Source organism: Gordonia sp. CPCC 205515, assembly GCF_048537925.1.
Lineage (GTDB): Bacteria > Actinomycetota > Actinomycetes > Mycobacteriales > Mycobacteriaceae > Gordonia.
Genome location: NZ_JBCLVJ010000016.1, coordinates 108,182 through 127,054, shown reverse-complemented (window position 1 = coordinate 127,054; position 18,873 = coordinate 108,182). Strand labels below are relative to the sequence as shown.

Sequence of the window (18,873 nt, the reverse complement as noted above, 5' to 3'; positions counted from 1 at the left end):
GTCGTGATGTCGCGCATGGACGGTGGTGGACGAGATCAAGCCCACAACTCCATCTCGGCGAGCAGGACCTAAGTCCGCTGGACCGCCCGACCTGCGCGGCGTAGCGTGGGCCGGGCATTGCTACTACCGTCAGTAGTAGTTGGTTCGACACCTGAGCAGGTCTTCACCGACCGGCACGGCCGTGTATCCCAGCCCGATACACCGACTCTGATAGAGGCGACATGGACGCTCTTGATGTCTCCCGATGGCAATTCGGGATCACCACCGTCTATCACTTCATCCTGGTTCCGCTGACCATCGGTCTGGCGCCGATGATCGCGGTGATGCAGACCGTGTGGCACGTGACCGGGAACGAGCAGTGGCTGCGGGCCACCAAGTTCTTCGGCAAGTTGTTCCTCATCAACTTCGCGTTGGGGGTGGCGACCGGCATCGTCCAAGAATTCCAGTTCGGCATGAACTGGAGTGAGTACAGCCGATTCGTCGCCGACGTCTTCGGCGCGCCACTGGCGTTCGAGGCCCTCGTCGCCTTCTTCATGGAGTCGACGTTCATCGGACTGTGGATCTTCGGGTGGGGCCGGCTGCCGCGAAAGATCCATTTGCTCTGTATCTGGTTGGTGGCGATCGGCGTGAACGCGTCGGCCTATTTCATCATCGCGGCGAACTCGTGGATGCAGCATCCGGTCGGCGTGACCTGGGATGAGGCACGAGATCGACCGCGGATGACCGACTTCGGTGCGGTGCTCACCAACAGCACCACTCTCGCGGCGTTCCCGCACGTGATCGCCGGTGCGTTCCTCACGGCCGGAACCTTTGTCGCAGTGATCGGTATCTGGTGGATGGCGCGGAACATGTGGCGCGCCAAGAAACTTGCGGTGGCCATCGACACCGGTGACAACTCCGAGATGCCGAAGGCGACCGCGCCGAGCCATATCGACGCGACACCCGAGGATCTCGAGCACGATGCGCGGACACTGTGGCGTCCGGTGACGCGATTCGCGTTGTGGGTCACCATCGTGTCCGGGTTGGCGTTGTTCATCACCGGCGACATCCAGGCCGAAATCATGTTCAAACAGCAGCCGATGAAGATGGCGTCGGCGGAATCGTTGTGCAACACCACCGAAAGTGCGCCGTTCTCGGTGCTGAGCATCGGTCGGCAGAACAACTGCGACGCCGTCCACGACGTCATCGAGATCCCGGGCATGTTGTCATTCCTGGCCACCCGCAACTTCGATTCGACGGTGCAGGGCGTCAATCAGCTTCAGGCGCAATATGAAGAAGCGCTGAACATGCCGGGGCAGAACTTCGCCCCGAACCTGTTCGTCACCTACTGGGGATTCCGCGCCATGATCACCTGGGCACTCGGGTCGGTGGTCGTCGCGCTGGGCGGGCTGTGGCTGACCCGGCGAAAGCGGGTGGTCGAATCCAGACGGTTCGCCACAGTGTGTCTGTGGATGCTGGCGACCCCGTTCCTGGCCAACGCATCCGGCTGGATCTTCACCGAGATGGGCCGACAGCCGTGGGTGGTGGCGCCCAACTGGGAGAACAACCTCGATCCGCTGCGCATCCACATGCTGGTGCAGGACGGCGTCTCCAATCACACCGCCCCGACGGTGTGGGTGACACTGATCGGCTTCACGCTGCTCTACGGCGCGTTGGGTGTCGTCTGGTTCATGCTGCAGCGTCGATACATCATCGAAGGTCCGGCCACCTACGACGCCATCCCGCCGGACGAGCCATCGGACACCGATTCCGATGAGCCGCAACGACTGTCGTTCGCGTACTGAGAGGCAGACACATGGGACTCCCTGAATTCTGGTTCATTCTGATCGCGGTGCTTTTCGTCTGCTACTTCGTGCTGGAGGGCTTCGACTTCGGTGTCGGCATGCTGATGCCGTTCCTCGGCGCGAGCCACTCCGACGTCGCCGTCGAGGGCAAGCAGACACCGGCCGACGCCGGCTCCGGGGACGCCCGACGCCGCGTGGTGCTCAACACCATCGGCCCGGTGTGGGACGGCAACGAGGTCTGGGTGCTCACCGCAGGCGGATCGATGTTCGCGGCCTTCGGCGGCTGGTACGCAACGATGTTCACCGCCTTCTACCTCCCGCTGTTCCTCATCCTGGTCGGGCTGATCACCCGCGTCGTCGCCATCGAGTGGCGCGGCAAGATCAACGACCCCAAGTGGCGCATGTGGTGCGACGTCGGCATCGGGCTCGGCTCCTGGATTCCCGCGCTGCTGTGGGGAGTCGCGTTCGCCAACGTGATCCGGGGGCTGCCGATCGACGCCGATGCGCAGTACACCGGCGGTTTCTTCAATCTGCTCAACCCGTACGGGCTGCTTGGCGGCTTGACAACGCTCCTGGTGTTCCTGACCCACGGTGCGGTCTTCCTGGCGCTCAAGACCAGTGGCGTGATGCGCGAAGACGCGATCAAATACGCGTCGCGCCTGGCGATTCCGACAGCGGTGGTGGCCGCGGTGTTCCTGCTGTGGACCCAGTTCGCCTACGGTAAGGGCTGGACGTGGATTCCGGTGCTGATCGCCGCGGTGGCCGCGGTCGTGATGGTGGTGGCCACCCAGGCGCAGCGAGAGTTCATCGCGTTCTTCGCCACCTCGATCGCCATCGCCGGCACGGTGATCACCCTGTTCGGGGTGCTCTATCCGAATGTGTTGCCGTCCACCACGAACGAGGCCTACAACCTCACCATCGCGAACACGTCGTCGAGCCACTACACGCTGACCGTCATGACGTGGGTCGCGTTGATCGTGGCGCCGCTGGTCATCGCGTATCAGGCGTGGAGCTACTGGGTGTTCAGCAAGCGGATCTCGCTGGAGCAGATCCCGGCACCGACCGGACTGCCGTCGCTGCGCGTGCCTGAATGAGTCGAGCACCCGCCGCGTCCGCCTCGACCGCGCAGCGCGGCGACGCGGCGGTCGAAACGTCGCCGCGACGACGGGGGCCGGTCGATCCGCGGTTGCTGCGGTATTCGAGCGCCGCACGACGGCACGTCGTCGTCTCGGCCATGTTCGCTGTCGTCACCGCGGCGGCCATCATCGTGACCGCGGCGATGGCCGCGTCGATCCTGTCCGAGCTGATCGTCGATCCGTCCCGGCGGACCCTCGGAACCCAGCAGACCCATGTGTGGGTGCTCGCCGCGGCGCTCGCGGTGCGGGTCGTCGCGAGTTACCTGCGCGATCGGTCCGCGCACCGGGCGAGCGCGCGGGTGATCATCGAATTGCGTGCGCAGGCGGTCGACGTGCTCACCGATCCGGAGCGGACCTCCCCGCGAGAGTTGTTGGCGCGCCGCGATCGTGCCATCACCGTGTTGCTGCGCGGCCTCGACGACCTCGCCCCGTATCTGTCGGGATACCTGCCGACGCTGATCGTCTCGATGACCGTCACGCCCATCGTCATCCTGGTCATCGGGCTCACCGACTGGCCGTCGGCGCTGGTCATCCTGATCACGCTGCCGCTGATCCCGTTGTTCATGGTGCTCATCGGGCTGATGACCCGCGACCGCACCGAACGCAAACTGGCGACGACCGCCCGGCTCAACGCACAACTGCTCGACCTGATCGCCGGCCTGCCGACCCTGCGGGCGCTCAACAGATCTCGCGGTCCCGCCGCGCGCGTGGCCGAACTCGGCAAGGCCCATCGACGCAGCACGATGAGCGCGCTGCGGGTCGCGTTCCTGTCCGGCGCGGTCCTCGAACTGCTGGCCACTCTGTGTGTTGCGGTGGTCGCGGTCGGGATCGGCCTGCGCCTGGTCTACGGCGAGATGAGCTTGTACGCCGGTGTACTCGCGCTGATCCTGGCGCCCGAGGCGTATCTGCCGCTGCGGCAGGTCGGCGCGCAGTTCCACAACTCCGCCGACGGGGTGGCGGCTGCCGATGAGGTGATCGATCTGATCGAGGGGGAGGAGGCGGCCCTTCGTGGCTCGGCTAGCGCCTCGCGCCTCAGGGATCGGGGTGGCGCGGGCACGCGGACGTGTGCAGTTGCCGGAGCACCGATCCGGCTGCTGGACGTGGGCGTCCACGGCCGCGACGGCTGGGCGCCGCATGGCCTCGACGCGGTCATCGAACCGTCGTCGTTGACCGTGCTCACCGGTCCCAACGGGGCGGGTAAATCGACGACCCTGATGACGATCATGGGCCTCATCCACCCCGACGAAGGGTCGGTGCTCATCGGAGCCATCCCGGTTGCCGAACTCGACCGCGACGCCTTCCACGAGCAGATCTGCTGGCTACCGCAGCAGCCCGTCGTGGTGCCCGGCACCGTCGACGAGAACCTCGCCTTGTTCGGACCTCTGGACCCGCAAGCGCGGGATGATGCCGCTGCGGCAACGGGATTCGATGCCGTACTCGCCACACTGCCGGACGGCGGGGAGACGGTGCTGGGCGCGGGCGGGATGGGCCTGTCCGCAGGACAGCGACAACGACTGGCGCTGACCCGGGTGCTGGCCGGGCCGGCCCCGCTGCTGCTTCTTGATGAGCCCACCGCCCACCTCGATGTCGCGTCGGCCACCGCGGTGCTGCGGGCACTGACCGCTCGTGCCGCCGGCGGTGACACTGTCGTCGTGGTCGCCCATCAGCCGCTGGTGCGGTCGTTCGCCGACCGGGTCATCGACATGGCGGGAGACCGACGATGACCACGCCCGCAGCCTCACCCAATCCATTGCGCCGGGCCTTTGCCTTCCTCGGGTTGCGTGGGCGGCCGGTGCTCCGCTCGATACTGCTCGGCGTCGGGGGAGCACTGTCGGCGCTCGGCTTGGCCGCACTCTCGGCGTGGCTGATCACCCGCGCCTGGCAGATGCCGCCGGTGCTGTTCCTGTCAGTGGCGATCACCGCGGTCCGAGCGCTCGGCATCTCCCGCGGGGTGTTCCGCTACCTCGAACGGCTCGCCACCCACGACCTCGCCCTCGGCGCGATGGCCACCGCCCGCGAACGCGTCTACCGCGCGCTGGCCGACGGCGCCCCCGCCTACTCGGTGATGCTGCGCCGGGGCGACATCCTGGCCCGCACCGGCGACGACATCGACGAGATCGGCAACGCGCTGATCCGGGGCGTGATCCCGATCGCGGTCGGTGCGGTCACCAGCGTGGCGGCCGTCGTGATCATGGCCTTCGTGTCGGTCTGGGCGGCAGTCGTATTGGCGATCGCGCTCATCGTCAGCGGTGCGATCGCACCGTGGCTGGCGGCGAGAGGCTCGGCACGATCGATCGCCGACGGTTCGGCCGCGGCCCACCGCGCCGCCGATGCCACCCTCACCGCGCTGTGGCACGCCCCCGAACTGACCGTCGCGCGGCGCCGCGACCGGGTACTCGCGGCGCAGATTGCCGCGGACGAGGAATCCCGGGCCGCCGCCGACCGCGGAATGCGGTGGCAGGCGGCAGCCGCCGCGGCCACGCCACTGTCGATGGGCGTCTCGCTGCTCGCCGCCTGCCTCATCGGCATCCACCTCGCGTCCGGGCTGCCCGGTTCACTCGCCGACGTGGCGTCCGGTCACGGCGTCACCCCGATGCTGTTCGGCGTGCTGATCCTGCTGCCCCTCTCGTCGTTCGAATCCACCGGCCCGCTCACCGAGGCGGGGATCCAGCTCGAACAGAGCCGGCAGGCCGCGGCCCGACTGATGGCGCTCATCGACGGCGCCGGACCCGCGGTCCCCGAGCTCACCGACGGGCCGCTGGACCGTGCGATCCGTACCGACCCGGTCGCCATCGAGATCGACGCGCTGCGCTGCGGATGGCCGACCGGCCCCGACCTCGGTCCCGTCGAGGGAGTCACCGCGACCCTGCGGCCCGGCTCGCGGATGGTGGTCGCGGGCCCGAGCGGGGCCGGCAAGTCGACGCTGCTCTTGACGCTCGCCGGACTACTCACACCGCACTCGGGTTCCACTACCTGCCGGAGCACCGATGACGGTGCCGTCGTCGACGCGCGGGCCGCGGTCTGCTACTTCGCGGAGGAGGGCCACGTCTTCGCTACGTCGCTGGCCGAGAATCTCCTCGTGGCGCGCGGCGATGCGACCCGCGCGCAACTATCGGCCGCACTCGACGCGGTGGGGCTCGGCGAGTGGGTTGCCGGGCTGCCCGACGGGCTCGACACCGAACTCGACGGCGGGGCCGAGTCGATGAGCGGCGGCCAGCGTCGTCGGCTGCTGCTGGCCAGGGCGCTGCTGCATCCGGCCCCGGTGGTGCTGCTCGACGAACCGACCGAGCACCTCGACGACGCCGACGCGCAGGGTCTGCTGCGGCGGCTCCTCGATCCCGGCGGTGGACTGTTCGGGCCGGCCAGGACCGTCGTCGTGGTCACGCATCACCCAGTCGCACAAGAGGATTCGATGCTCTCCGCAGACGTGCTGCGGATCGAGTTCGAGCCCGTCGGAGTTGGATGAAAAACCCGTTGCCGCCTCCGTGGCGCAGGCGTATCTTCGGCTGTACACGAGGAAGGAGGTGGTTCGAAGTTGTATGACTATTGGACACGTGAGGTGACCATCCGCTAAGCGCGGACCGTGTGGCATTCACTGCCGCGGGAGTGCATCGCGAAGCGATCGCACCCGTCCGTGCCGGCGAATACCAGATGGTCACCAGGCCCCCGCACCCCGATCCTGTCCGATCGGCACAGGCCCGTTCAACGGGTGGTGCGGGGGCCGTCCCATGTCCGGGACACCCCGGGGTCGGTCGGCGGCGCTGTAACACCCGTCACCGCAACCGCGATCCGTAGGTCAAGTAGTCGACTACTCGTGTTCGCGTGAGACGCATGACGTGAACTCGTTGTAGGGGAGACACACGATCGGGACCCATCCGCGATGGTTCCCCGCGCGAACCCCAGATGTCCGATCGACTCGCCAGGGAGACCGACATGACACACGCACACGCCGCCACCGCGCACGACTCGATGCTGACCCCCGTCGTCCCGCGCTGGACCGGACCGACGATCGACAGCGCCGCCGAACCCCTCGACGCGCAGATCCTGGCCCGCTTCCTCAGTCCGGACGACCACGACTGGACCAACGACGGCGCCGCCACCTGGATTGCCGGGCACGTGTCCGGACTGACCTACTCGATCGACGGGCCGACAAAACGCCTGGTCCTGCACAATCGCGGTGCCGCCGACCTCGCCGTGTTGTCGACACCGCGGATGACCGGCACCGACGGCTCGGTGTTCACCTACCTCCCGACCGCGACCTCGGTCATGCTGCCGACCGCGCAGTCGCACATCCTGCAATCCGAGCGCCGCGACGGCCGCCCGGTGCTGGTGGGACAGATCCTCGACGGCGACCTGCCGCAGTTCCTGCTCGACGGCCCCGACGTCGGGGACCTCGACTGGGACGACATCGACTCCGACGGGGTGTACTGGACGCCCGGTGATCACGACTTCGGTTCGCGTATCGCGCCGGAGTTCCGGTTTGTTGACCCGCTGACCCACGGAGTGCACTATTCGCACGTCGCGGGGGAGACGGTGATCCACAACCATGGGGACTCGCCGATCGCGATGGCCACGGTGACCGCGGCCGGTCCGGCCGACTTCCTGATCGCCGAACCCGGCGAATCGATCCCGGTGCCCGCCGGCGACGCCGTGCACTACCTGCAGCTGCCGCGGACCGACGGCGACCCGACCCTGCTCGGTGTGCTGTGGTGCGCGGGCGGCGAGGTGATGCCGAGTGCGCTACCGGTCCCGAGTCGGCGCGACTATCTGGACAATCGCTACCTGACCCCGTGGAGCGTCGACTGGGATTGCGGATACGCCCAGCAGGTCCACCTGGATCCAGAACTGGCCGGTGTCACCTACCAGTACCGCACGGGTGCGGACACGATGACGATCCGCAACAGCGGTTACGAACCGATCGCGGTGGTCTATCAGCGCGGCGCCGAGCATCAGGTGGAGGAGATCGCCCCCTACAGTCGGGTCACCCTGCCGGTGTGCGCCTCCGCCGACACCGGCCAGGTGTACTCACTGGTGGGACGACGGGTCGACGGACAACCGGGTCGGGGTGCGGGGATCACGTCGTCGGGGATGCTGCTCCCGGGAACTCCGGCACGGGCGGGCACAGCCACCAACTACGGGTCGGTGGTGGTGATGCTGGGTACGGTCGTCTACAGCGCGATTCCCCGCAAGAATCTGTACCTGGCATGGTCTGATCGTCGAAAGTGGTTGCGCCGCAACCGATGATGCTCCGCAGTCGGTTCAGCCCGCGTAACGGCGCAGCTTCGCGGACAGTCGCGGGATGAGGTCCCCGTCGGCGTCGACGCGCTCTTCGACGTAGGCGAGGTCACCGTCCTCGACGAGACCGTAGAGACGCTTGGCGCCGCCGGTGCGTTTGCCGGAGTCGGCCTTGATCACCACATCGGTGGCCAATTCCCACGACGTCTGGGTCAGCGGGCGGCCGTAGAAGAGTTCGATGGAGCCCTCGGCGTGGGCGAGAAGCAACTCGATGGTGTCGTCGTCGCCGATCCGCCAGTAGCCGGACTCGCGGAGGTCGGGGCGCACGAAGTTCGCGTCCTCGTCGATGACCCATGAGCGGGCCTGCCAGTTGAGGAAGTTCTGGCCGTCGTGGCTGACGATGATCTGCTGGGCGAAGTGGTAGTCCTCGCCGGTCTCGGGATCGTTGGCCTCGCCCTCGCCCTGCCAGACACCCACCATGGGGAGCAGTGCGAGCAGGCCGGAGTGCAGGTCGGCGCCGTGGCGCAGGTTGGCGGTGTCGTGCGGGAGCGGCAGCTCGCCCCACTCGGGCAGGTTTCGATCGGCAGTCACCTTGGCGCGCTCGGCCGCCTGGTTGATCGCCTCGTCACCGGGCCGGTGGGCCGGTGTGTCCTCGGGTACGCCGTCGCCGGCGTCCGAAGGGCTCACGACTCGTCGTTGATCAGACGGTAGAGCACGTAGACGGCGAACCAGACGATCAGTAGCGACGCCAGGACCAGCAGGATCTCGAAGAAAAGGACCACGCGGGCAGTTTACCGCCTGCGTGCGACGATCTGCGGGGTGGTCCGACGATGGTTGGATAGGTCACATGACGGACGAACAGCGGGTGGTGTCGGCGTCCCGGCGGATCGAGGCGCCGGCGACAGTGATCTTCGAGTTGATCGCGGATCCGGCGCGACAACCGGAGTGGGACGGGAACGCCAACCTCGACGTCGCACCCGACGCGCGGCGCATCCGTGCGGTGGGCGACGTGTTCGGGATGACGCTGACCACCGGGGCGCTGCGGGAGAACCATGTGGTCGAGTTCGACGAGGCGCGTCGTATCGCGTGGTGCCCCGCCGAAGCGGGCAGAGAGCCCGTCGGGCACCTGTGGCGGTGGGAACTCGAACCCGATGGCGACGCGACCGTCGTCACGCACACCTACGACTGGACGAACCTGCACGACCCGAATCGACTGCCACGGGCGCGGGACACCACCGAGGACAAACTGCGGGCATCGGTGGATCGGTTGGCGGCGATTGCGGAGAGCGCGTAAGCGATTCGGACATACCGGGCGCTTTCTGTGAGTTTGCTGAAAGTCGCAGCTCACAAGGGGTGAAGCGGTTCCGCGGAGTCGATTAAGTGATGTTAGCCTTCCCTAATGTTTGGGCGGCTGGCGATGCCGCACATCGACTCCCGGAGGTACTCATGAAGGTCTGTGTCGTCGGCGCCGGCCCTTGTGGTCTGACGACCATCAAGCAGCTGCGCGACGAGGGGCATGAGGTCGTCTGCTTCGACAAGAACGACGATCTCGGTGGCATCTGGCTGCGCGAGGATGGCGACGGCGACCAGATGAAGGCGTACGACAACCTCTACCTGACCATCTCCATGAAGCTGATGGCGTACTCCGACTTCCCGTTCGCCGGTGGCCGCCAGTTCTACACGCGTGCACAGTACTTCGGCTACCTCAAGGAGTACGCCGAGCGCTTCGGTCTGGTCGGGCACATCCGATTCGGCAGCGAGGTGACCAACGTCGAACGTCGCGGGTCGTCGTGGCGGGTGTCGATGCGCCGCGACGGAGTGGAGACCACCGAGGAGTTCGGTGCGGTCGCGATCTGTTCCGGGCCCTTCAAGACCCCGAACACGGAGATCCCCGGACTCGAGGGCTTCGCCGGTGAGATCGTCCACTCCTCCGAGTACCGCAACAACGAACGCTTCCGCGGCAAGCGGGTGCTGATCGTCGGCATGGCCGAATCCGGCGCCGACATCGTGCGCGAGATCGGTGACGTCGCCGCCGAGGCGACGTTGTCGATCCGTTCCTACACCTTCCTATTGGCCCGCGTCTTCAGCCGCAACCGCACCACCGACAACGGCACCGTTCGTGCCCACGCCCACGAGATGCTGCGTCGCGCAACCGATCAGCCGTTCGTGCTGGACACGTTCTGGGGTCGCAACCCGGTGGCCAAGGCGCTGTTCCTCACCATGTCGGTGATCTACGGATTCATCACCACGGGTCTGGGCGTTGTCCGGGTGCTGCAGGGCAAGGATCCCGGCGGCCGCAACCGCGTCGAGTCCGACCTGAACCCCTTCGGTGAGCCGATGGATCCGCCGAAACTCGATGTCGCCGGCACCCTCGACAACGAGGCGAACTGGGACATGATCCGGACGTGGAATCGTCGATCGCATCCGGAGGGTAGCTGGGCACAGCGGGGCATCTTCTGCAAGAACGTCAGCTTCATCCCGCACATCGTCTCCGGGCGGGTCGGTCTGAACGATGCGGGAATTGAGCGGTCCGAGGGCAACCACGTGTGGTTCCGTGATTCGGTGCTGGGGGAGTACGACACCATCGTGCTCTGCACGGGGTTCTCCAATGACACGATCTCGATCGGGGACCTACAGATCAAGGACGGCAACGTCCGCAACCTCTACAAGCACTTCTTGCATCCCGAGCACGACGGCACCGCCGCCTTCATCGGCTTCGTCCGTCCGTTCTCCGGCGGCATCCCGATCTGTGCGGAGATGCAGGCCCGGTACTTCGCCCGACTGTGCAGCGGCAAGATGTCGGTCCCGGCGGCCATCGACGAGAAGATCGGCCGCGACAAAGAATGGGAGGAGTACTGGACGGCGCTGAGTCCACGGCACACCGAGGCGATTCCGTCGCAGGTCGTCTATCTCGACGCATTGGCCAAGGAGATCGGCTGTCTCGTGCCGATGCGCAAGATGGTGCTCAACCCGAAGCTCTTCATCCAGATGTGGTTCGGCAGCTTCAACCAGTCGTGCTACCGGATTGTCGGGCCGCATAATCTCGGTCGTGCCGCACTCGATGACCTCTACTCGGAGACCGTGGAGAACCGGCTGCAGATGGCGGGTAAATTGGCTGCGCTGCAACTGATGCCGTCGTCGGTGCACCCAAAGCATCTGATCTGACGTTGATTTCGACCCAATAGCGAAGGCCCCCAGGGAAACTCCCTGGGGGCCTGCACAATTTGCTCGGTTTACTTCTTGACGACGACGTCGTGGTCGTGCACGCCGGGACCCTCCGGTGCGATGGTCACCTCGCCGTTGCCGACCGACGAGAGCGCGCGCAGCGTCCACGTGCCGGGGGCGGCGAAGAAACGGAAATCGCCGGTGGGGCTGGCCACGACCTCGGCGGTGAACTCACCGGTCGAGTCGAGCAGCCGCACGAAGGCGCCGGCCACCGGGGTGCCCGACTCGTCGTTGACGGTGCCGGTCAGCACCGTCTCCTTCTCGACGTCGACGCCCGCGGGCAACTTCTGACCCTGCTTGGGGGCACCACACATGATTACTTACCTTCTCCCAGCTCGACCGGCACGCCGACCAGTGAACCGTACTCGGTCCAGCTGCCGTCGTAGTTCTTCACGTTCTGGTGGCCGAGCAGCTCCTTGAGCACGAACCAGGTGTGGCTCGACCGCTCACCGATGCGGCAGTAGGCGATGGTCTCCTTCTGTCCGTCGAGGCCGGCCTCGGCGTACAGCGTGGCGAGATCCTCATCGGACTTGAAGGTGCCGTCCTCGTTGGCGGCCTTGCTCCACGGCACGTTGATCGCACCCGGGATGTGGCCCGGACGCTGGCTCTGCTCCTGCGGGAGGTGAGCCGGCGCGAGAATCTTGCCGGTGAACTCATCGGGGCTGCGGACGTCGACCAGGTTCTTGACGTCGATCGCCTCGACGACCTCGTCGCGGAACGCGCGGATGGTCAGGTCCGGCTCGGCGGCCTTGTAGGTGGTGGCCGGGCGGCTCACGGCGTCGGCCGACAGCGGGCGTCCGTCGAGTTCCCACTTCTTGCGGCCGCCGTCGAGGAGCTTGACGTCGTTGTGGCCGTACAGCTTGAAGTACCAGTAGGCGTAGGCCGCGAACCAGTTGTTGTTGCCGCCGTAGAGGACGACGGTGTCGTCGTTGGCGATGCCACGCTCGGACAGGAGCTTGGAGAACTGCTCGGCGTTGACGAAGTCGCGGCGGACAGCGTCCTGCAGGTCGGTCTTCCAGTCGAGCTTGACGGCGCCCTCGATGTGGCCGCCGTCGTACGCGGTGGTGTCCTCGTCGACCTCGACAAAGACGATGCCGTCGGTGTTCAGGTTCTGCTCAGCCCAATCGGCGCTGACCAGGACGTCAGAACGTGCCATGGTGGTTCCTTCCGGATGATTTCTTGATGTGACTTCTCGGGTTTGCATGGTGACGACGTGAGCGAATAGATGTCGACCGGGAGATGTCGTCGATACCGATTCACGCAGGTGCGAGGTATCGACGGGAGAGGTCATCAGGTGCGCATCGATGCGCGGGCCGCCGTCAGATCAGCGACAGCAACAGTTGGCGATCCGACAGAAGTCGATCGCACGACGGCGAGTGAGCAAGAACTCACGGCGCTGTTGCATGGTGACGAGGGTACAAGAGCCGCCGCCGGGCGCCCAAACCCGGCCCCGCCGTCGGTTCAGAAGTCCTCCGGCCGCACGTCGGCGCGATCGCGGGTGCCCTCGAGCAGCACGTCGCTGCCCTCGCTGTGCGCTGCCTGGGGCGCGATGTCCCACGGCATCGGCAGGCGGGGGAGGGTAGCGGTGAACTTGCCGAGGACGTAGTCGCGCAGATCGTCGGGGACGTCGGCGTCCACATGTTCCTCCGGACCGCGATAGAAGTCGGTGGCCCGCAGATGTAACCGTCCGTCGGTCACCGACACGTCGACGACGACGCTGACCTTCACCGTCGATCCCGGATACTCCGACGCCGAGGGCGGAAAACGGGTCTCGGTGTCGACCGGGGGCAGCGGTACCGTGCCGGTGAGCAGGACTCCGGTCGTGCGGCGCAGCAGGCCGTCGCCGGGACCGCCGGCGCCGGCCCTGTTCTCCGGCGCCGGGGTGTTGACGCTCAGGTCGATGATGCCCAGGAACCGGCCCAGATTGACCGAATCGAGGCGGGTGTAGGCGTCGATCGACGAGGTGTGTACGAGATCACTCGGGCCGATATCGAAGCCGTCGGGTACCGACAGCTCGCCGAGCGTCGCGCCCAACTCCGCATGGCAGCCGCCGGGGGGCGGGCAGGTCACCGGGACACCGCGGGCGGTGATGACCGCGCCGGTGAACTCGCCGGCCGCGGCGTGGCGGAGGAAGGGGAAACCGCCGAGAGTTACTTCGGGGTCGTAGATCACGCGAGGTGAGGCCAGCAGCGACCGGGAGAACGAACCCTCGGAGCGCATCGCCACGAAGGTGTCGGTGAGCAGGGCGATCACCGCGATGAGAACAACGGTCAGGAGCCCGATGCCGGCGATCCGCCGGGCCCGGTGATGTGGGGGTCCGGGAACCGATGTGCCGCGCCGACGGTCCGATCCGACCGCCTTGTTAACAGCAGAACGCGACATTGGCGCTATTCTGTCACCTATCGCGCACATGACGGTAAGCCGGTGTAAACAATCGGACCCGTCGGTGCGAGGGGTATCGGAGGGCCGCAACGGTGCGGGCGATACGCACATCATCAGTTGGTTGTTCGGGGGACGACGAGATCGGAGTTGGTCGTGGATCTCTTGCTGCTGACCGCTGACCCGAATCCGGAAGCCGTACTGCCCTCGCTGTCGTTGCTGGCACACACCGTTCGTGTCGCGCCGACCGAGGTCTCCTCGCTGATGGAGGCGGGCAATGCGGATGTCGCCATTGTCGACGCCCGGACGGATCTGGCTGCGGCACGCGGACTGTGCCGGCTGCTCGGCAGCACCGGATCGGCGGTGCCGGTGGCCGCGGTGGTCACCGAGGGCGGTCTGGTTGCGGTCAACGCCGACTGGGGTCTGGACGAATTCCTGTTGCCGGCCACGGGTCCCGCCGAACTCGACGCCCGCCTGCGGTTGCTGGTGGTCCGCACTCGCGGCATGACCGCCGAGGAGGCCTCCGGGAAGGTCACGCTCGGTGATCTGGTCATCGATGAGGGCACCTACACCGCGCGACTGCGTGGTCGTCCACTCGACCTGACCTACAAGGAGTTCGAACTCCTGAAATACCTTGCCCAGAACGCCGGTCGGGTGTTCACCAGAGCGCAACTGCTGCAGGAGGTCTGGGGCTACGACTTCTTCGGCGGCACCCGCACCGTCGACGTCCATGTGCGGCGCCTGCGCGCCAAACTCGGCGCCGACCACGAGTCGCTCATCGGCACCGTGCGTAACGTCGGTTACAAGGCTGTTCGTCCGAATCGGGGTCGTGGCGCCGCCGATCCGGCGATGGATACGGCGGTCGACGACGAGGAGTTCGGTGACGACCTGGAAGGTCCCTTCGACGAGGAGTTCAGTGCCAGCGCCAACGGAAACTGACGCGTCCGGGCCGATCATTTCCGATCGGCTGTCCCCCGACGCGGTGACCTTCGCGCGAGGTCTCGTCGACGCAGCTCGTGAGGCCGACGGGGTGTCCCCGTTGTCCGAGCAGTCCCGCGCGGCGATCGATTCCGCCGCCAATACTGCTGTGCGACATGTGTATTCAGACTTCGGTTACGCCAATGTGCTGGCCGGTCGGGATGGCGAACCGGCCATGATCGAGGCCGTCGTGGACCCGGTGCACCGGCGTCAGGGGCACGGCCGCGCGCTGCTGTCGGCGGCCTTCGGCACCGCGCGCGAACTGACCGCCGACCCCGCGCCGCGGGCGTGGGCCCACGGCGATCTCCCGGGTGCGATCGCCCTCGCCGAGTCGCTCGGTTTGGCACGACGTCGCGAACTGCTGCAACTGCGCCGGCCGCTGGGACCCACCGCGCCCGACCTGCCCGCTCTCGAGCCCCGCGACGACCTCCTGTTGCGTACCTACGACGGCGCGACCGACGACGCGGAGATCCTCCGGGTCAACAATGCGGCTTTCGATTGGCACCCGGAGCAGGGTGGCTGGAGCCTCGATCAGATCACCGAGCGGGTGCAGAGTTCCTGGTTCGATCCGGCCGGCTTGTTCCTCGCCTTCGATGAGGCAGACCCGCAGCAGCTCTTGGGTTTTCACTGGACCAAGGTGCATTCGGCCGCGCTGGGTGAGGTGTACATCGTCGGCGTCGACCCGGCCGCCCAGGGGCGTGGCCTCGGCCGTCTGCTGACACTGGCCGGATTGCACTATCTCGCCGATCGAGGGCTGCCGGAGGTCGAGCTCTACGTCGAGGGCGACAACACCGCGGCGCTGCACACCTATGAGCGGCTCGGGTTCAGCCAGTACGCGATCGACGTCGCGTACGGGTGAGGGGATCGCGCAGCTTGTCGGACGACGAACGGGGGCGTCGATCGACGCTGTCCATCGCGATGATCGTGCTCGGCGCGATGTTCGTCGTCGGCGGTGCCGTCGGGGTCGCCGCGCACTACTCCAACCTGATCAGCAACACCGCGGCCCGGATCGCGTCGTTCACCCCACTGCTCATCCTGCTGCCGGTGGTGGGAGTGGTGCTGTTCCTGATCGTCCGGGCGTGGTGGGCCGCCGTCGTGGCGATGGTCGTGCTCATCGTCGGGCTCAGTACGCAGGCACCTTTGTACCGTGGGGTGGACGAAGTCGTGAAGACGTCGGATATCACCGTCATGCAGGCCAACATCTTCCTCGGGCACGCAGATGCCGCCAGCCTCGTCGAGCAGGTCCGTGACCGAAAAGTGGACATCCTGACCGTCATCGAACTGACTCCGGAGGCGGTCGGGCGACTGGAGTCCGCGGGGTTGACGCGTGAGTTGCCCTTCGCGTTCACCCGTCCCCGCGACGGAGGCGGCGGGGCCGGCATCTTCTCGCGCCTCCCGTTGGCCGACGGTGCATTGCTACCCGACTTCAAGCTGTCGAATCTGCGCGCGGTGGTGGATCTTCCGACCGCCGGTCGGCAGGCGATCTATGCGCTGCACCCGGTGCCCCCGTACCCGATGCCCGCGTGGCACTGGGACACCGAACTCGGTCGTCTGCGATCGATACTGTCCGCGGAACGGCTACCGCTGATCGTCGGCGCCGACTTCAACTCCACCTACGACCATCGGCAGTTCCGGCAACTGCTGGCGGGCTCGACCGTGCCCGATTCACCGCAATTGACCGATGCGGCAGAACATCTCGGATCTGGCATCGTCGCGACCTACCCGGCGAATCGGCCCTACCCGTCGTTGCTGGCGCTCGACCGGATTCTCACTCGCGGCGGTCCGGTTCCGACATCGTTCGAGCGGGTCGATCTCCCCGGATCGGATCACCACGGTGTGGTGGCGACGATCGCCGACCGCGGGTGAGAAGCTTCACGCCGACCGGCGCGGACAATCAGATCAGGTTAGGATAACCTATCTCTGTCCCCCGTTCAGTGAGAAAGTAGTTGGCTGCGTGTTCGACCGTCACCGCACCCTCTCGACGCCTGCGGGACGTTCCGGGCCGAACATGACGCACCTTCGTATCTCGGTGGTCATCCCGGTCTATCGCAGCGAGGACTTCATCCGGGACTGTCTGCAGGCGGTCCTCGACCAGCATCGCCCGGTCGACGAGATCATCCTCGTCGACGATTGTGGTGGCGATGCCTCGCTGGACATCGCCTCCGACGTCCTCGCCCACGCGCCGGTGAATCACCTCGTCGTACGTCAATCCCGCAATACCGGAGTCGGATCCGCGCGGAACGCCGGCGCCGCGGCGGCGACCGGGGACCTCGTCTGGTTCCTCGACAGCGATGACCTGGCCGACCCGACGTTCACCGCGATCATGGGTGCCGCGTTCGAGCACACCGATGCCGACCTCGCCGCCTGCCGTACCGATCTGGTCGACGCCACCGGAGATTCACTGCACGTCGTCGAACCGTCGCCGTCGGAATCCCGGCTCAGCGGCACGCAATTCGTCCAGTTGCTGCTCACCGGCGAGGTGAAGGCCTACCCGGGCGGGCACGTCTTCCGCCGGTCGGTCCTCGGTGCCGCACCGTGGGCCGAACGACGGGCCTACGAAGACATGGTCGCGACGGCACACATGGCATTGCGTTCGCGCAGCGTCGCGATGATCGATGCACCGCTCTACCGCTATCGCCAGCGCGCCGGATCCATCTCGCACACGGTGAATGCCAACACCCCACTGCTTTTCGACATGGGAGACGAGATGGTTGCGGTGATCGCGCAGGTCGCGGAGGGCGGGCGGCAGCGACGCCTCGCGCGTCGCTTCGAGTATCGAGAAGTGCTCATCCCTGCGGCCCATATGGCGATGCGGGCCGCCCATGCCGGTGACGGGGCGAACCCGGTCGTCGCGGAGTTGCTCGCGAGTTCGCGGATGCGGGCATCGATCCGGGATATGTTGCCGCTGTTGGCGGATCGTCAGGTCCGTTCTGCGGTGTTCGCGTTGGGGATGACGGTCTCACCCGATCTGTACTCGAGCATTCTGCGCCGGCGCCCCGAGCCGGTTCGGCTTGCCTGACCCCGGATGTCGAATAGTGCATCGACGGGATATAGCCTGATGACGTCATCTTTCCGCTGGGAGGTCGCTGTGGGTGCTGGCTCGGACGAGTCGCGCGCATGCCCGGCCGCAGACCGAGGCGTGTCGGTGGTCATCCCGGTGTATCGCAGCCGTGCCTACATCGCCGACTGCCTGGCATCGGTGATCGCGCAGGAACTCCCGGTGCACGAGATCATCCTGGTCGACGACTGCGGCGGTGACGATTCGCTGACCATCGCCGAATCCGTACTCGCCCAACATTCCATCCCGCACCGGATCGTTCGCCCCGGCAGCAATCGAGGTGTCGGTGGCGCCCGTGATGCCGCCATGCCCGCGGTGACCGGCGGACTGGTCTGGTTCCTCGACAGCGACGACCTCGCACATCCGTCGTTGACGGCACGGATGACGGCGGCCATGATCGCGGCTGATGCCGATTTTGTCTCGTGCGGAACAGAATTCATCGATGAGAAGGAAAAATTCCTGGGGGTCGTCGATACGGATCCGCCGGGATCGGTGGTGAGCGGACGCCAGTTTGCGCAGCTGCTGATCGCGGGAAGGTTCAAGGCGTACGCGGGATCTCGGATCTTCCGGCGGGAACTGCTCGGCGAGAGGCCGTTTGGTGGTCGACGCGCCTACGAGGACATGGTCGCGCTGGCTCAGTTGTCGATGCGGGCCAACCGGGTGGCGTTCGTCGGCGCACCGATGCTGCGGTATCGGCAGGTGGGTGCGTCGGTGTCGAACTCGGTGAGTCCCAACAGTCTTGCGTTGTTCGACATGGGGCGCGACATGCAGCGCCTCATCGAGGGTATCGCCGAGACCGACGATCGACGTCGTGCGGCCCGCAATTTCGTCTACCGGGAGGTACTCATCCCGGCGGCGCATATCGCGATGCGCGCCGACCACGTCGGGGGCGCCGATGATCCGGTGGCCGCGGAGCTGTTGTCGCGATCACGGCGGGAGTCCTCGTTGGCCGATCTCGGCCCGCTGGTGCGCGATCGGCAGTGGCGTTCGGCGGCGTTCGCGGTTGGTATGGCGTTGTCGCCCAAGGTGTACTCGCGGATACTGCGACACCGGTAATGCCCTTCGTGGCGGATCCTGA

The 18,873-nt window shown here is 66.6% G+C and carries 16 protein-coding genes; 12 read left to right on the top strand and 4 right to left on the bottom strand.

Features of this window, described 5'->3' with window-relative positions:
- The first annotated feature begins 221 nt into the window (after positions 1-221).
- The 5 genes from AAFP30_RS22785 to AAFP30_RS22765 all read left to right on the top strand — a co-directional run bounded on the left by AAFP30_RS22785 (position 222) and on the right by AAFP30_RS22765 (position 8,164).
- On the top strand, positions 222-1,784 hold the full coding sequence (locus tag AAFP30_RS22785) for a cytochrome ubiquinol oxidase subunit I (RefSeq protein WP_419232306.1): 1,563 nt from the start codon (positions 222-224) through the stop codon (positions 1,782-1,784).
- Positions 1,785-1,795: 11 nt separating this feature from the next.
- The gene (cydB, locus tag AAFP30_RS22780) at positions 1,796-2,878 is read left to right on the top strand and encodes a cytochrome d ubiquinol oxidase subunit II (protein WP_419232305.1); all 1,083 of its coding nucleotides are present in this window, start codon (positions 1,796-1,798) and stop codon (positions 2,876-2,878) included.
- Entirely contained in the window at positions 2,875-4,644 is a 1,770-nt protein-coding gene (gene cydD / locus AAFP30_RS22775) for a thiol reductant ABC exporter subunit CydD (protein WP_419232304.1), read from the top strand. Before cydB ends, cydD begins: the two co-directional genes overlap by 4 nt.
- Positions 4,641-6,386: a thiol reductant ABC exporter subunit CydC gene (cydC, locus tag AAFP30_RS22770; RefSeq protein ID WP_419232303.1), complete on the top strand. Its 1,746-nt coding sequence runs from the start codon at positions 4,641-4,643 to the stop codon at positions 6,384-6,386. Before cydD ends, cydC begins: the two co-directional genes overlap by 4 nt.
- A gap of 467 nt (positions 6,387-6,853) precedes the next feature.
- On the top strand, positions 6,854-8,164 hold the full coding sequence (locus tag AAFP30_RS22765) for a hypothetical protein (RefSeq protein ID WP_419232302.1): 1,311 nt from the start codon (positions 6,854-6,856) through the stop codon (positions 8,162-8,164).
- A gap of 15 nt (positions 8,165-8,179) precedes the next feature.
- On the opposite strand, the gene AAFP30_RS22760 is transcribed toward AAFP30_RS22765, so the two are convergent.
- Complete coding sequence (locus AAFP30_RS22760) at positions 8,180-8,842, bottom strand: FABP family protein (RefSeq protein ID WP_419232301.1); 663 nt, start codon at positions 8,840-8,842, stop codon at positions 8,180-8,182.
- 160 nt (positions 8,843-9,002) lie between these two features.
- Here AAFP30_RS22760 and AAFP30_RS22755 point away from each other — a divergent pair, with 160 nt between their 5' ends.
- Both AAFP30_RS22755 and AAFP30_RS22750 read left to right on the top strand, forming a co-directional pair.
- On the top strand, positions 9,003-9,449 hold the full coding sequence (locus tag AAFP30_RS22755; RefSeq protein ID WP_419232300.1) for an SRPBCC family protein: 447 nt from the start codon (positions 9,003-9,005) through the stop codon (positions 9,447-9,449).
- 152 nt (positions 9,450-9,601) lie between these two features.
- Complete coding sequence (locus AAFP30_RS22750; protein ID WP_419232298.1) at positions 9,602-11,320, top strand: flavin-containing monooxygenase; 1,719 nt, start codon at positions 9,602-9,604, stop codon at positions 11,318-11,320.
- Between the two features lie 68 nt (positions 11,321-11,388).
- Here the strand turns inward: AAFP30_RS22750 and AAFP30_RS22745 are convergent, their stop codons facing one another.
- The 3 genes from AAFP30_RS22745 to AAFP30_RS22735 form a co-directional block, all read right to left on the bottom strand.
- Positions 11,389-11,694: a DUF1416 domain-containing protein gene (locus AAFP30_RS22745; RefSeq protein WP_419232297.1), complete on the bottom strand. Its 306-nt coding sequence runs from the start codon at positions 11,692-11,694 to the stop codon at positions 11,389-11,391.
- Positions 11,695-11,696: 2 nt separating this feature from the next.
- On the bottom strand, positions 11,697-12,536 hold the full coding sequence (locus AAFP30_RS22740; protein WP_419232296.1) for a sulfurtransferase: 840 nt from the start codon (positions 12,534-12,536) through the stop codon (positions 11,697-11,699).
- Between the two features lie 305 nt (positions 12,537-12,841).
- Positions 12,842-13,762, bottom strand: a complete 921-nt coding sequence (locus AAFP30_RS22735; RefSeq protein WP_419232294.1) for a DUF2993 domain-containing protein — start codon at positions 13,760-13,762, stop codon at positions 12,842-12,844.
- Positions 13,763-13,915: 153 nt separating this feature from the next.
- Between AAFP30_RS22735 and AAFP30_RS22730 the strand changes: the two genes are divergently transcribed.
- From AAFP30_RS22730 to AAFP30_RS22710, 5 genes are all read left to right on the top strand, one after another.
- Positions 13,916-14,698 carry a winged helix-turn-helix transcriptional regulator gene (locus tag AAFP30_RS22730; protein WP_419232292.1) on the top strand — a complete coding sequence of 261 codons (783 nt, stop codon included), beginning with the start codon at positions 13,916-13,918 and terminating at the stop codon, positions 14,696-14,698.
- The gene (gene mshD, locus AAFP30_RS22725; protein WP_419232290.1) at positions 14,676-15,596 is read left to right on the top strand and encodes a mycothiol synthase; all 921 of its coding nucleotides are present in this window, start codon (positions 14,676-14,678) and stop codon (positions 15,594-15,596) included. Before AAFP30_RS22730 ends, mshD begins: the two co-directional genes overlap by 23 nt.
- Positions 15,597-15,610: 14 nt before the next feature.
- Complete coding sequence (locus AAFP30_RS22720; RefSeq protein WP_419232289.1) at positions 15,611-16,603, top strand: endonuclease/exonuclease/phosphatase family protein; 993 nt, start codon at positions 15,611-15,613, stop codon at positions 16,601-16,603.
- A gap of 142 nt (positions 16,604-16,745) precedes the next feature.
- A complete protein-coding gene (locus AAFP30_RS22715; RefSeq protein WP_419232288.1) occupies positions 16,746-17,756 on the top strand; it encodes a glycosyltransferase family 2 protein in 1,011 nt (336 codons plus the stop codon).
- A gap of 69 nt (positions 17,757-17,825) precedes the next feature.
- A complete protein-coding gene (locus AAFP30_RS22710; RefSeq protein WP_419232287.1) occupies positions 17,826-18,851 on the top strand; it encodes a glycosyltransferase family 2 protein in 1,026 nt (341 codons plus the stop codon).
- Positions 18,852-18,873 lie beyond the last annotated feature (22 nt).